General features: G+C 52.1%; 12 protein-coding genes. 10 read left to right on the forward strand and 2 right to left on the reverse strand.

The genetic code is table 11. From position 1 onward, the window contains the following. Window positions 1-2 precede the first annotated feature (2 nt). From P1S59_10335 to P1S59_10380, 10 genes are all read left to right on the forward strand, one after another. Window positions 3-755, forward strand: a complete 753-nt coding sequence (locus P1S59_10335) for an ABC transporter ATP-binding protein (protein ID MDF1526648.1) — start codon at window positions 3-5, stop codon at window positions 753-755. Between the two features lie 95 nt (window positions 756-850). Then, complete coding sequence (locus P1S59_10340) at window positions 851-1,588, forward strand: ABC transporter ATP-binding protein (protein MDF1526649.1); 738 nt, start codon at window positions 851-853, stop codon at window positions 1,586-1,588. 95 nt (window positions 1,589-1,683) lie between these two features. Continuing rightward, entirely contained in the window at window positions 1,684-3,021 is a 1,338-nt protein-coding gene (locus P1S59_10345; GenBank protein MDF1526650.1) for a phenylacetate--CoA ligase, read from the forward strand. A 117-nt stretch (window positions 3,022-3,138) separates the two neighbouring features. Continuing rightward, entirely contained in the window at window positions 3,139-4,179 is a 1,041-nt protein-coding gene (gene gmd, locus P1S59_10350) for a GDP-mannose 4,6-dehydratase (GenBank protein MDF1526651.1), read from the forward strand. Window positions 4,180-4,192: 13 nt separating this feature from the next. Next, a complete protein-coding gene (locus P1S59_10355; GenBank protein MDF1526652.1) occupies window positions 4,193-5,134 on the forward strand; it encodes a GDP-L-fucose synthase in 942 nt (313 codons plus the stop codon). Then, window positions 5,131-6,537 carry a mannose-1-phosphate guanylyltransferase/mannose-6-phosphate isomerase gene (locus P1S59_10360; protein MDF1526653.1) on the forward strand — a complete coding sequence of 469 codons (1,407 nt, stop codon included), beginning with the start codon at window positions 5,131-5,133 and terminating at the stop codon, window positions 6,535-6,537. Before P1S59_10355 ends, P1S59_10360 begins: the two co-directional genes overlap by 4 nt. Before the next feature lie 325 nt (window positions 6,538-6,862). Further along, window positions 6,863-8,347, forward strand: coding sequence for a phosphomannomutase/phosphoglucomutase (locus P1S59_10365; GenBank protein MDF1526654.1), 1,485 nt, complete (start codon window positions 6,863-6,865; stop codon window positions 8,345-8,347). 125 nt (window positions 8,348-8,472) lie between these two features. Beyond that, on the forward strand, window positions 8,473-9,393 hold the full coding sequence (locus P1S59_10370) for a decaprenyl-phosphate phosphoribosyltransferase (GenBank protein MDF1526655.1): 921 nt from the start codon (window positions 8,473-8,475) through the stop codon (window positions 9,391-9,393). Window positions 9,394-9,496: 103 nt separating this feature from the next. Beyond that, the gene (locus P1S59_10375) at window positions 9,497-10,576 is read left to right on the forward strand and encodes a DUF362 domain-containing protein (protein ID MDF1526656.1); all 1,080 of its coding nucleotides are present in this window, start codon (window positions 9,497-9,499) and stop codon (window positions 10,574-10,576) included. After that, window positions 10,560-11,579 (forward strand): lysylphosphatidylglycerol synthase transmembrane domain-containing protein, encoded by a 1,020-nt coding sequence (locus P1S59_10380; GenBank protein MDF1526657.1) that lies wholly within the window; start codon window positions 10,560-10,562, stop codon window positions 11,577-11,579. The genes P1S59_10375 and P1S59_10380 overlap by 17 nt, the downstream gene beginning before the upstream one ends. A 625-nt stretch (window positions 11,580-12,204) precedes the next feature. Here the strand turns inward: P1S59_10380 and amrS are convergent. After that, a complete protein-coding gene (amrS, locus tag P1S59_10385; GenBank protein MDF1526658.1) occupies window positions 12,205-13,263 on the reverse strand; it encodes an AmmeMemoRadiSam system radical SAM enzyme in 1,059 nt (352 codons plus the stop codon). A 139-nt stretch (window positions 13,264-13,402) separates the two neighbouring features. Then, window positions 13,403-14,584, reverse strand: coding sequence for an FHA domain-containing protein (locus tag P1S59_10390; protein MDF1526659.1), 1,182 nt, complete (start codon window positions 14,582-14,584; stop codon window positions 13,403-13,405). Window positions 14,585-14,849: the final 265 nt, after the last annotated feature.

The following is a 14,849-nucleotide window of genomic DNA, read 5'->3' on the forward strand; positions in this document are numbered from 1 at the left end:
TCCTGATGAATACCCGAAACCTTTGCCGCTATTTCGGGGGTGTGCGCGCCATCCATGACCTGGACATCGAGGTTTGGGAGGGACTGATCCAATCGGTCATAGGGCCTAACGGAGCGGGTAAGACTACATTGTTTAATGTCATTTCCGGTATCCTCCCTCCAACATCCGGGACTATTTTCTATAAAGGTAATCCCACAAGCGGGATGGACTCTCACCGTATCGCAGGATTGGGAGTGACCAGGACTTTTCAGAACCTGCAGCTTTTTTCGGAAATGACTGTTTTAGAAAACGTCATGGTCGGGATGCACCTCAGGTCAAAGGGAGGGCTTGTCGCCTCCGCGTTGAAACTGCCGTGGGTTTGGAAGGAAGAGGGCAGGATCCGGGATGTTTCCATGGAGATCCTTCAGTTCACCGGTCTGGAAAAATATGCTCCCCTGGTGGCGGGCAGCCTCCCGTTCGGGCGCCAGAGGATCCTTGAGATCGCCCGTGCCCTGGGGGCAGGTCCGAGGCTTCTCATGCTGGACGAACCGGCTGCAGGGCTTAATAATCGTGAAACTTCTGACCTTTCGGATTTGATCGGGCGTATTCGAAAACGGGGGATCACCATCCTCCTCGTGGAGCACGACATGAACCTGGTGATGGAGATCTCCGATCATGTAACGGTCCTTGACCAGGGACAGAAAATTGCCGAGGGTGACCCGGAAGCGGTGAGAAACGATGAAAAGGTGCTGAAAGCGTATCTGGGGCAGGAATGAGAAAGGCAGAATACAGATCGCAGAACGCAGAACGCAGGAGAGATCTTAGGTCTTATTCCACGTTCTACATTCTACATTCCACATTCTGAAATAAAATGCTCAAAGTTCGCAACATCACAACATATTACGGCCGCATCCATATCCTAAAGGGGGTTTCGATCCACGTAGGGGAGGGGGAGATCGTTGCGCTCATCGGTGCCAACGGTGCCGGTAAGACCACCCTGATCAACGCTGTGAGCGGACTGCTGAGGATCACTGAAGGCTCTATTACCCTCAGGGACAGGGAAATCGGGAACATTTCCCCTGAAAAGATCGTCAAGGCCGGACTTTCTCAAGTTCCGGAGGGACGACTTGTTTTTTCCCCGCTCACCGTTGAGGATAACCTGCTCCTGGGCGCCTATGTCAGGTACCGATCGAAGGAGAAGGAAGAGATCCAGGAGGATCTGCACAAGATCTACGAGATGTTTCCCGTTCTCAAGGATCGTTCAGGGCAGATGGCCGGTACCCTCAGCGGTGGTGAGCAACAGATGCTGGCCCTGGGCCGGGCACTCATGGCCAGGCCCAGGATCCTGCTTCTGGATGAACCGTCCCTCGGCCTGGCACCTTTGATCGCTGCGGAAATATTCAGGACCATTTCCAGGCTCCGGGATCAGGGCGTTACGATCCTGCTGGTGGAACAGAACGCGCGGGCAGCCCTCGGCATAGCTGACAGGGGATATGTTATGGAGACTGGCTCGATTGTTCTCCAGGACCGGGCCGACAGACTGCTTGCGAACCCGGAGATCCAGCGGGCTTACCTGGGGAAGGGGAAGAGGGAAATTTGGGATGCGTGAACTGCAATCTCAGATCTCAGATCCCAGATCTCATAACAGGTCTTTCATTAACCTTGCAACTTATGGATTGGAAAGGTTAATTTGAGATATGAGTTATGAGATATGAGATCAAGGGGAATACCATGACCGACCACCGCATTTGGAATGAACAGGCCGAGACCATGCCCAGGGAAGACCTGGAGCAGCTGCAGCTGGAGAGGCTCCAGTCCACACTCAACCGGGTATATAAGAACGTCAAGTTTTACAGGAACAGGTTTGACGCGCTTGGAATAGAGCCCTCCGATATCAGATCCAGGGAAGACCTGGAGAAGATCCCCTTCACGACAAAAGCTGATCTCAGGGACAATTACCCTTATGGGATGTTTGCTCTTCCCCTCAGGGAAGTCGTCCGGATCCATTCCTCCACAGGAACGACGGGAAAACCAACGGTTGTAGGTTATTCGGCTAACGACCTGGATTCCTGGAGCGAAGTTGTAGCCAGGATCATGACCGCCGGGGGTGTTACGAAGGACGATGTTGTCCAGATTGCCTTCGGGTACGGACTCTTTACAGGAGGGTTTGGACTGCATTACGGAGCCGAACGGATAGGCGCCTCTGTGATACCCACCTCCAGCGGGAATACACGCAGGCAGCTTATGATCATGGAGGATTACCGGACGACCGCTCTGGTTTGTACACCCTCCTATGCGATGTTCCTGACCGAGGTCATGAAGGAAAACGGGATCGACCCGGGGCGTCTTTCTTTGAAATATGGTCTCTTTGGCGCGGAACCGTGGTCTGAAAAAATGAGGGGTGAACTGGAGAGCAAAACGGGGATCATCGCCACGGATAATTACGGATTGTCCGAGGTTATGGGCCCCGGTGTGGCCGGGGAATGCCTTGAAAAAACGGGTCTCCACCTGAACGAAGATCATTTTATCCCCGAGATCATTGATCCTGAATCCGGAAAGAACCTTCCCATGGGCGAGTGGGGGGAACTTGTCCTGACCACAGTCAGGCGGGAGGCGATGTCTCTCCTCAGGTACCGGACGAGGGATCTGACGCGGCTGTACGTGGATGAGTGTGCCTGTGGCAGGACGCTGGTGAAAATGGAAAAGGTTACCGGCCGGACGGACGACATGATCATATTCAAGGGCGTCAACGTATATCCGAGCCAGGTTGAAGAGTTACTTTTTGAGTTTGAGGGCATCACACCCCATTATCAGATCCTTCTCAGCCGTGATGGTGCACTGGATACCATGGAGATCCTGGTTGAGGTCAACGAATCCATATTCTTTGACGAGATGAAAAAGCAGGGAACTATAGTGGAAAAAATATCCGATTCCATACGAAGCACCCTCGGGATCTCCCCAAAGGTCAAACTGGTGGAACCCCGGAGCCTGCAGCGTTTTGAAGGCAAGGCGGAAAGAGTTGTGGATAAACGCGAGAGATAGAATCTCAAATCTCAGAGGAGATAATAAATCAGGGCACTACCATAGGCTATGAACTGTTTGCATATCAGTTTTTTGAGATCTGAGATCTGAGATCTGAGATCGCGTTACGGGGGTTTTATGAAACGCGCGTTAATAACCGGCATCACCGGTCAGGACGGCTCCTACCTCGCTGAATTTTTGTTGAACAAAGGTTACGAGGTTCACGGGATCATAAGGCGTGCCAGCACTTTCAACACCGATCGAGTCGACCATATCTACGTTGATCCCCACGCCACCGACGCGGCATTTTTTCTGCATTACGGCGATCTGGCCGATTCCGGTCAGATAGACAACCTGATCTACAACATTGAACCGCATGAGATCTACCATCTCGGAGCCCAGAGCCATGTGAGGGTCAGTTTTGACATCCCTGAATACACAGGTGATGTTACCGGGCTTGGGACAACGCGGATCCTGGAAGCCGTTCGAAGAAGCGGCGTAAAATCCCGACTGTACCAGGCATCCAGCAGCGAACTGTACGGTAACTCTCCGCCACCCCAGAACGAGAACACACCTTTTAAACCGCGCAGTCCTTACGCTGCTGCAAAGCTCTACGCATACTGGATGACGGTCAATTACCGCGAGGCTTATGATATTCACGCCAGTAACGGTATTATGTTCAACCATGAAAGCCCCAGGAGGGGTGAGACCTTTGTCACCAGGAAGATAACAAGGGCTTTGGCAAGCATCCTCGCAGGGAAGCAGGACAAGATTTTCCTGGGGAACCTCAAATCCCGGAGAGACTGGGGTTTTGCCCCCGAATACATTGAAGCCATGTGGCTCATCCTCCAGCAGGATAAACCAGGCGATTACGTTATTGCCACCGGACAGGCCTATTCCGTGGAAGAGTTCCTCCAGGAAGCCTTCAGCTACGCGGGCCTGGATCCCAAAAAACATGTGGAGATCGATCCAAAATATTTCCGGCCCACCGAGGTGGATGTTCTGATCGGTGATGCGAGCCGGGCCAGGGAGGTACTTGAGTGGGAACCAAAGGTCTCGTTCAGGGAACTGGTGCGTATTATGGTGGACGCTGACATGGAAGCTCAGGGCCTTGACGCCATTGGCGAGGGACAAACCGTTCTGAAGGACAAGGGCCTGGATTGGATGGGGAAACCTTAATGGGAGGTTTTTTTTGGAATTAAAAGGTAAAAAAATTCTTCTTACGGGCGGCAGCGGTTTCCTGGGTAAATTCGTCCAGAAGGAACTTATGGCAAGCGGTGTGCGTGAAGAAGATATCCGCATACCTAATCACCTGGATAACGATCTCAGGGTATGGAAAAACTGCGAGGAAGCAGTCCTTGGGATGGACCTGGTGGTCCACCTTGCGGCAAGCGTAGGCGGGATCGGGTTCAACCAGCGAAATCCGGGGGTCCTTTTCTACGATAACATGATCATGGGTGCCCACCTCATGGAGGCGGCCCGCAAGCGTGGTGTTGAAAAGTTTATTCAGATAGGAACGGTTTGCGCCTACCCCAAGTTCACACCGGTACCGTTTAAAGAAGACAATCTCTGGGACGGGTACCCTGAAGAGACAAACGCTCCCTATGGTGTCGCCAAAAAAGCACTCCTCGTCCAGGCTCAGGCTTACAGACAACAGTACGGGTTAAACGCCATCTATCTCCTCCCGGTAAACCTTTACGGTCCGGGGGACAACTTCCACCTGGAAGATTCCCACGTAATACCTGCCCTTATCCGAAAGTGCGTCGAAGCGGTGGATTCCGGTTCGGACACCATCACAGTCTGGGGTACCGGGGAACCAACACGGGAGTTTCTCTATGTGGAAGACTGCGCCAGAGGGATTGTTCTGGCTGCCCGGGACTACGACGATCCTGAACCGGTGAACCTGGGATCCGGCGAGGAGATCAGCATCAGGGATCTAATTACCCTTATTGCCCGAATAACCGGGTTTGACGGAAACATACTCTGGGACGCGACCAGACCTGACGGGCAGCCTCGCCGATGTCTCGATACGGAAAGGGCCGGGAAGTTCGGTTTCAAAGCGGAGGTTTCCTTTGAAGACGGAATAGCCAGAACGGTCCAGTGGTATATTGAGAAAGGGGAGGGGGCGCTATGAATGAGCTATATGCGCTGATCCTCGCAGGGGGGTCCGGGACACGCCTTTGGCCTATGAGCCGGCAGGCATCCCCCAAGCAGCTCATAAGCCTGGGAAGGGAGTTGAGCCTTTTCCAGGAGACGGTGAGCAGGATCAGGACAAGGATCGAGCCGGAGAGGATGATCTTCGTAACCTCCCGGGAGCTCGCGGGCGACATAAGAGACCACCTTCGTCGATTGCTGGGCGAAAAATCCAATGGCTGTATCATCGTTGCTGAACCATTGGGAAGGAATACTGCTCCCGCTATTCTGCTTGGTGCAAGGATCGTTCAGGCAAGGGACCCCAAAGCGCTCCTCCTGGTGGCACCATCGGATCACATTATCCAGGACACACCTTCCTTTATTCAGGCCATCGAAAATTCCCTGGACGCAGCCGCGTCCGGAATGGTCGTAACTTACGGAATAACACCCACCCGGCCTGAGACAGGATACGGTTACATCAAGGCCGGTGAGAAGGAAGGGAATGTTTACAGGGTAGAGAGGTTCGAGGAAAAACCGGACGCAGTCAGGGCCGAAGAGCTGCTTAAGGATAAAAATTACACCTGGAACAGCGGGATCTTTCTGTTTTCTGTTAAGTCTATTATGGAGGAGGCGGAAAAATATCTCCCCGTGCAAACCAGTGCCCTGAAGAATATCGACCCGGAGACCCTCGATGGGCTGGATGAGGCCTATAGCGGTATGGAACCGATGTCTATCGACCACGGCATCATGGAAAAGACCGACCGGGCCGCCGTGATCCCTGTTTCCATGGGGTGGAGTGACCTTGGAAGCTGGGACTCCTTTTACGAAATGAGGGAAAAAGAAAGCTCCGGCAACGTTGTCAGCGGTGATGTGTTCGGTCTGGAGAATGAGGATTGTCTGATCCTGGGGGAGGGCAAATTTCTCGCGGTGAGCGGAATGAAGGACACGATAGTCGTCCAGACGGAAGACGCCACCCTGATCTGTCCCAGGGGCAGGTCCCAGAATGTTCGCCACATAGTTGCTCACCTTGAGGAACAGGGCAGATCGGAAAGATTGGTACATCTTACCGTCAGAAGGCCGTGGGGATCTTACACTGTTCTCACCGAAAGCGACCTGTACAAGGTCAAAAGGTTGTCGGTAGACCCGCACCAGAAAATGAGCCTCCAGAAACACGAAAGGAGATCGGAACATTGGGTGGTTGTTAAAGGTGAGGTCATCGTCACCCTGGGAGAGGACCAGATAACCTTGAAGGCCAACGAGGGCATCACCATCCCTATAGGAACGCTGCATCGGATCGAGAATCCAGGTGAAGAAACGGCCGAACTTGTTGAGGTCCAGTTGGGTGACTATGTGGGCGAGGACGATATCGTCAGGTTCGATGATGATTATGGTAGAGCGAAATAATTGGAGAATGTAGAACACAGAACACAGAACGCAGAATAGGATCAAAAGCGGACTAACCACAACACAGCTGGCGAAAGGGCAAAACCCAAAGGCTGATTTAACAGGGATAAAAGGGATACAGGGGATAAAACAAGACCAAAAGATATGCAGTATTGCGGATTGAGGATTACGGATTAAGAATAAATGCTTTACCTGGAACCTGGAATTCGGAACACGGAACTTGAGCGAAGCGAGCCCCCATCCCTTTCACCCCCCTTCATCCCTGTTAGAAAAAACATAGGGGAGATGTTATGAACTCGAACCCTGAAATTTGGAATTTTGGAATATGAAACCTGATCTTTTTCCACATCATATCTACAGGAAGTACGACATCCGGGGAGCCTATGGCCTGGAGCTGACCGAGGAGGTTGCCTACCGAACAGGAAGGGTTTTTGGCGCCCTGTGTCGGGAAAGGACCGGGAAGGACACTCCGGTCATCTCCATTGGAATGGACGCCAGAGTTCACTCCCCGCAGCTTCGGGACGCTTTTGCCTCGGGACTTGCCGGAGCGGGGTGTACCTGGCTCGATATTGGACTTTGTCCCACACCCCTGACCTATTTCAGCACTTTCAAACTTGAGGTTGACGGTTTCGCCATGGTAACAGCGAGCCACAACCCTCCAGGCGATAACGGATTCAAGCTGGGAATAGGACGGGAAACGATTCACTCGGAAAACATGGTGCTTCTGGGAAATATGGCCAGCGCCGACGACCAGCCAGTTAATCTGGAAAGGCCAGATCCCATCCGCAAGGTCGATATCATCGGGATCTACCAGGAGTTTATCCTGGAGGCGTTTTCGGGTCTGAAGGAAGCTTTAAAAGCGCTGGGAAGGGAGTTTAATGTTGTTGTGGACTCGGGCAACGGGACAGCCGGGATCGTTTTCCCCGAGATCCTGAAAAAACTCGGTATGAAGGTTCACGAGCTTTATAGCGAACCGGACGGTACTTTCCCCAACCATCACCCTGACCCGACCCTCCCGGAGGCCCTCGAAAGCCTCAAAGCTGAAATATTGCACACCGGCTCACTGCTGGGGATCTCCTTTGACGGGGATGCCGACCGGATCGGCGTCCTGGACGAAAAGGGTGATGTTATCTGGGGAGATATGCTCCTGCTCATCCTTGGCCGAAATATCATTGAAAACTGGCGCAAAGAGGGAGGGGAGGGCGATTCTCCTCTTGTTATCTCGGAGGTTAAGGCTTCCCAGATCCTTTACGACGGTATTTTACAGGCAGGCGGAAGGGTCCAGATGTGGAAAACGGGGCACTCCCTTATAAAGGTCAGGATGAAGGAGACCGGGGCATCCATCGCAGGGGAGATGAGCGGACACCTTTTCTTTGCCGACCGGTATTTCGGGTTCGATGATGCTCTCTATGGGGCCTTAAGGATACTGGAGGTCTACATCGGTGCCCTCCGGACCGGATCCTGTGAGTATTTCTCGGAGCTTCTCGGTGATATCCCCGATACGGTTTCCACTCCGGAGATCCGCTTTCCCTGTGAAGAAGCGGGAAAGTTCCTCCTTGCCGACAGGTTCGCCGATGCCCTGGGTAAGCACATGAAATCTGCCGCTGATCCGGCCGTTCTCGAGATCATCGATATCGATGGAGTCAGAGCCAGGTTCGATGATGGTTGGGGCCTGCTAAGGGCCAGCAACACTCAGCCGGTGCTCGTCATGCGGTTCGAGGGTCCCGATGCGGAAAAGGTGGAGCTGTATCAGAAGTTCTTCAACAGACTACTTGAAAAAGTCACGGTGGATGGAAAAGCAAATACATGAAGGAAATACGGAAATCTGGTATAAACAAAAGATTTAAATTTGAGGTTTGTGGTTTGGAGTTTTTGCGAAACCGGAAATGTTTCAGAAATGAGCCTTGAGAATGGAGAAATGGTGAAAAATGAATTGTGAATCCTGCCAATGGCAGGACCGTTCAATGTTCACCGATTACTGAACTGATGCTTTCCCCCTACTTAAGACTACTCAGACCTCATCAGTGGGTCAAAAACGGGTTTGTTCTGGCACCTCTCATCTTTGCCGGCAAGCTTCTGCACGTCCCGTCACTGGTCCTTGGAATCTCTGCATTTGCCATTTTCTGTATTGCATCCAGCTGTGTATACGCATTTAACGATATTTTCGATCGCGAAAAGGACCGGAACCACCCCAAAAAAAGAAACAGACCTGTTGCTTCGGGTAAGATCAGTGTCTTAAGGGCCGCTTTGGTGGGAGCAGGCCTTTTTGTGATAAGTCTTCTGGGAGCGGTCACCATAGGAAAGGAGTTTTTCCTGTGGGTTTCTTTTTACCTCCTTCTGCAGTTTGGATATAACGTCGCATTCAGGAATATCGTAATACTCGACATCCTTGCCATTGCCATGGGTTTCGTTATAAGGGCGGTTGCGGGAAGCATTGCTATCGGAGTGGTTATATCTCCGTGGCTCATTCTCTGTTCTCTCCTCATCGCCCTTTTCCTGGGGTTCGCCAAACGCCGACAGGAAATAGTCCTCCTGGGGGATGCTGCCCCGGAACATAGGTCGATCCTCAAGGAGTATTCCGTACCGTTTCTGGATCAGCTGATAGGGATTGTTACCGCCGCTACCATAGTCTGTTACGCCATCTACACCCTTACGCCGGAAGTGACCGAGCGCCTGGGTTCACGATACATGGTCCTGACCCTTCCCTTTGTTCTTTACGGTATCTTCAGATATTTATATATGGTTCACGTTTGTGAAAAGGGGGGTAGCCCGACGACGGACCTGCTCACAGACACACCCCTCCTGCTGTCCATCGCTTTGTGGACGATCACATCAGTGGCCCTTATCTATTTATAAGTGCAGTCCAAAGTCCAAAGTCCAATGCCCAACGCGGAGTGTGAAACCTGAAACTTGAAACCTGAAATTGAAACTCTAGTCTCTGGCTGGAAGAGGAGCGCAGGTGAAACGAGCCAAAGTAGTCGTGCTGAAAACATCTCCCGCGTCGGTGGTTGCCGATTACGGTGAACTTATGAGAAGAGCTGGATACAGGGAGGTTCTGAAACCTGAAATTCCGACACTTATCAAGCTCAACCTTTCCTGGACAAAATACTTCCCAGCCTGCTCATCCCAGCCCTGGCAGGTTCACGGTGTCGTCAAGACCATGATCGATGACGGTTACGAGAGAGACAAGATCATCCCCATTGAGAACAAAACTGTGGTTACAAACCCGATCAAGGGGGCTAACAACAACCGCTGGATGAAGGTACTCGATCAGTATGGGCTGGATTTTGTTCCTCTCCCCGATGTCAAATGGATCAAACACCAGTTTTCGGAGCCTCTCATGAAGTTAAGTGAGATATTTCCGGAAGGTATTGAGGTTCCTGAAATGTTCATGGGAAAAAACGTGGTGCACCTGCCCACCGTCAAGACCCACGGCCACAGCACCACTACCGGCGCCATTAAAAACTCTTTCGGAGGACTCCTGAAGACTGTACGGCACTATGCTCACAAATATATGCATGAAGTGCTGGTGGACCTCATGATAATGCAGAAGGAGCTTCATCCTGCGATCTTTGCCGTTATGGACGGCACCGTTTGCGGTAACGGAGCGGGTCCGCGTACCATGCTGCCTGTGGAAAAAGACTACATCCTGGCCAGTTCAGACAGCGTTGCCATCGATTCCGTAGCCGCTTCCATGATGGGTTTCGACCCCATGACCATTCCCTACCTCCGGATGTGCCACGAGCGCGGCCTGGGGGTCGCTCGCCCTGATGAAATTGAGGTCGAGGGGGAGGATATCGAGGGTGTTAACTTCGGATTTACGGTGAAGCGCAGTTTCGTCATCTGGGGAGACCAGTTGATCCGAAAGGGCTGGCTGCAGCCCATGGAAAAGCTGCTTCTTCATTCCCCTCTGGTGGTATGGGCCCCCTTTGCCTCCAACGTGTATCACGACATGTTCTGGTATCCCACGGTGGGCAGGTCAAGGATCAGACAGTTCAACAAGGGTAAGTGGGGGAGGCTGTTTGACTCCTACGGTTAGACCAAAACGGATCTGGAAGAGCGGGAATATCGCGATCTGGACCGTCCTCTCGGCGGTGGTTGTTTTCATTCTCGTCAGCCTCATTTCCGACCTGGAAACCCTTAAGACAGCCTTGTCGGGTTTTCCCCTGCGCTTCCTTGTGCCTGTAGGTCTTCTTTCTGTCGGTAATTACTTTCTCAGGTATGTAAAGTGGCACTGGTATATGAAGCTCCTGGACCACAGGATAGACCGGTTCCCAAACTTGCTGGTATTCCTCAGCGGTTTTGCCCTCACCGTCACACCCGGTAAAGTAGGGGAGTTCATTAAGGCCTATATCGTCAAAGAGCGCTTTAACGTTCCCTACACCGCCTCCACAGCGGTGCTCCTGATGGAGCGGTTCACCGATGTGGCAGCTTTAGTCCTTCTGAGCTGCCTTGGCCTTTTCCTGAGTTTTCTGGCCTGGTGGGTAGCCGTTTTGGCTTTACTGGCCTTTTTTGCCTTTCTGATGCTCGTGAGAAACCGTTCCCTAGCAGGGTGGGTCATCGACCAGACAGCTCGTTTCAGGCTGCTCAAGCGCTTCTCAGAGCCCTTGAAGACCTTTTACCAGGAGGGGTGGATCCTCCTTGATATGGGAATTTTTCTCCCCTCACTTCTTCTCAGCCTGGGTGCATGGTTCCTGGAGGGGCTGGGCTACGCTATTGTGGCCTGGGGTCTCGGTTCGGCGATCACTCTCATGGAGGGCGTGTTCATATACTCTGTGGCCCTTCTTGGAGGCGGTCTGACCCTGTTTCTGGGTGGCCTGGGCGCTACCGAGGGCGGCATGGTGGGTCTGGGAATCTTCTTTGGCATGTCACGATCCACCGCGGCAGCTTCCACAATTATCGTACGGGTCATGACCCTCTGGTTTGCGGTTTTAATCGGGTGGGGGGTTTTTCTGTTCACCCCCGGTCTCAGATCTCTGCTTAAAGCCGCCAGAACAGATGAGTTGGAGCTGACGAGGGAGGAAATAGAAGTGAAGGGATAAGTCAACACCTGAACGCAGAACACAGAACGCAGAACGCAGGAGAAAAATAAACCTTATTCCGGACATCTCCCATAGAGCGAAAATGCTAAAACCCAATGCTAAACAGCATGTTAGGCTATTGTGGTTAATAATCAACATTATATATCGAAAGACTGCTGTAGAGGGGAAAATTTTTTGACACAAAGACGCGAAGACACGGGGGCACGGTGTAAGAGCAGCATGGGCGCTTGGCAGGATGGGTGTAAAGGTCCGTGGCTAGTGATTCGTGATTAGTAAAATGGCTTAGATCAAGGATAAAAGGCCGTTTCAATCCTGTGTGACATTTTATAGTATTTAAAGCCTAAATCTACTTGTTCGCATAAGTAACGTTATGTAAAGTTTTAGATTTGAACAATTACGCCGTGACAAGCTGTGTAACTCTGCGATGGTTACTGGTGATTACTTCTGCGGCCCATCTGCCTGCTCTGAGCCTGTTGAAGGGCGTTAAGGCTTTTGAACCCCGAGATCGCTTCGCATGCGTATCAGCTCCCACCTTCGCTAAAGCTATGATGGGCAGGCGCGATGACAGCGTGGGAACCGTACTTTCCCCGTGTCTCCGCGTCACCGCGTCCTGTGATTTTTTAACCTACCGGCTCCCGGCTCCTGGATTCTGGCTCCTGACTTTCAAAACCCCTTCAAACGCCTCTCCACAGCTTGGGCAGTTGCCCTTCTCAGTCACGTTGACAGATTTTACCTTAAAACCAGATCGCTGAATAAGGACCTCTCCGCAGCTGAAACATTTCGTTTCATCACCCCTACCCGGGACATTTCCCGGATATACATATTTCAGGCCGGCCTCCTCCCCTATTTGACACGCTTTTTCAAGGGTTTTAACAGGAGTTGGGGGCGCATCCTGCAGTTTATAGGTAGGAAAGAACTTTGAAAGGTGCCAGGGGATCGAAGGATCAACCGATGCTATGAAGGCCGCCATGAACTCCAGAGAGGCTCTGTCGTCGTTATATCCGGGAATTATGAGGGTTGTCACCTCGATCCAGACACCGGCCTTGTGGAGGGCTCTGATGGAATCAAGGACCGGCTGGAGGCCTGCCCCGCAGACTTTACGGTAATGCTCTTCTGAGGCCCCCTTGAGGTCCACATTGGCCGCATCAAGAAAGTCCCCGGCAAGGGCTGCCGATTCGTCCGACATGTATCCGTTGGTGACAAAAACGTTGGATAGGCCTTCTTTTGCGGCATGGACTGCACAGTCCCGTGCGAACTCCATGAAGATAGTCGGTTCGGTGTAGGTATAGGAAATGGACGAGCAACCAGCCCTGATCGCCTCGTTTACCACATCCGCTGGCGTTGAATCGTCACCGGGTATGGGATCTATCAGGGGTGCCAGGACGCTGATCTGGTAATTCTGACAGTGTCTGCAGGCCAGGTTGCAACCTGCGGTGGCGATAGAATAGGAAAGTGTTCCGGGCTGAAAGTGGTAGAGGGGTTTTTTTTCTATGGGGTCGACGTTCCTGGCCACCAGTTTGCCGTAAACCAGTGTATACAGGGTGCCGTCACGGTTTTCGCGAACGCGGCAAATTCCCCTTTTCCCCTTCTTTATGGTGCAGTAATGGGCACATAGCCTGCACCTTGTACTGGAATCCGGGTTTTTGTCGTAAAGAATGGCTTCAAACTGGGATTGCTTCGACATGATCTACGGCCTCGCAATGACAAGCCGGCCTGGATTCTGGTTTAACCAGTTCAGGGTCTCTGGTTCCTAGCTGCAAGGCACTAGGTCCTAAGTGCTATGTTTTTACTTCGACACCTCGATACCTGGATACAGCCTTACTTCAAGCCGTGGGATCGATAACTTGCTTGCACTGAGGGCAGCGTATGCGGACCTTCTTTTTCGAGTACAGGCGTTTGGCCTCAATAAACCCGGAGGCATCGCAGCCGGGACAGGTGATCCTGATCCTGGCCTCACGGTCCATGGCCATGGTTTGGTCCTGGCTGTCAGTTGAAACAAGAGGGACATCTTCCGCCGGGGACCGCGGGAGCACTACCTGGATTATATGGCTTCCAATAGTAATTTTGTCGCCGTCCTGGAGAACAAACTCCTTGGTGAAGTGATCGTTGACAAAAATCCCGTTAAGACTGTCAAGGTCTCTGACGCTTACCCTCCCCTCCTTTTCCTCAATGACTGCATGCTGGCGGGATGCACCGGCATCTCCCAGTACAAGGTCGGCTTCGCTGCTTCGTCCGAGAATGAAGGGGAAGTGGTCCACGGTGACCCGCTTCAGTGTACGGACTTTGTCGCGAATAATGAGTTCCGGGAGGGGCTTTGTGAAGTATTTGTAAACGCCGCCGTGAAAATGGGCATCTCCCTCAAGGTAATCGGAAGCGGGAGTGGTGTTCATATCTTCGTAGATCCGAATTTGTGTCTGCTGCCCCCTGATCTGATAGACCTCAATTTTCTGAAAAAGATCCAGCCACTCCAGTCCCCCCGATGATTCGACGATCTGGTCGTAAAAGTACGCTTTCACCACCTTTCCCCCCTTGGCGAAAGCAAAGCTGAACCTTCCATCCTGGACCAGTGCAACCAGAGCGTCTTTACGGCCCTCCATGAGGTCAACAACCTGGTTTTCGATGCGGACAAATTCCGCTGATCCCTGCGTCTCGGGGTGGCATTCCTGCAGAACCAGGAGGGACTTGATGAGAATGGGATCCGTTTTCAAAAAATAAAGACGGACCTTGGGATGCTGAGCAAGGTATACAAAGAAATCCCTGATCGTTGTTGATTGTATATCCTTGGGGCCCGAGAAAGTACCTGCTGCGTAGGGTTTGCGCTGGAAGATGAGGAGGTAGCGTCTTTGCTCAATGTTCTCTTCTGTTGTCACACAATAACCGAATTCGAAATCGGCCAGGTCCCCCTCCCCTTTCAGGATCGAATCGAAAAGCGCAGGGTCAGGTGCTACTTCCTCAAGCTCAATGGAACCGAAGGGAAACGGTATTAAGATATCCTGCCTACCCATATTCAATCTCCTGGCATCGTGTCGAAAAATATAGACACGATTTGAATGTTTGACGAACTGTATTTACCGTACTTTATCTTGAGACATCCTTTTATGAGCCCTCAGGTGAATAAAAGGATGTTAGCCTACGAGGAGTTTGTTGACAAGGGTCAGGGCGAAACATAGAATCAGTTTGAGGTTTGGGGTTTAAGGTTGATGACTTCGCAAAAAGTCATCAACGCGCCCCGAGGGGGGCGCCCGAATCAATGACTGCGGGTGTAAGTCA

Source organism: bacterium, from assembly GCA_029210965.1.
In the GTDB taxonomy this organism is placed as follows: Bacteria; BMS3Abin14; BMS3Abin14; order BMS3Abin14; family BMS3Abin14; genus JALHUC01.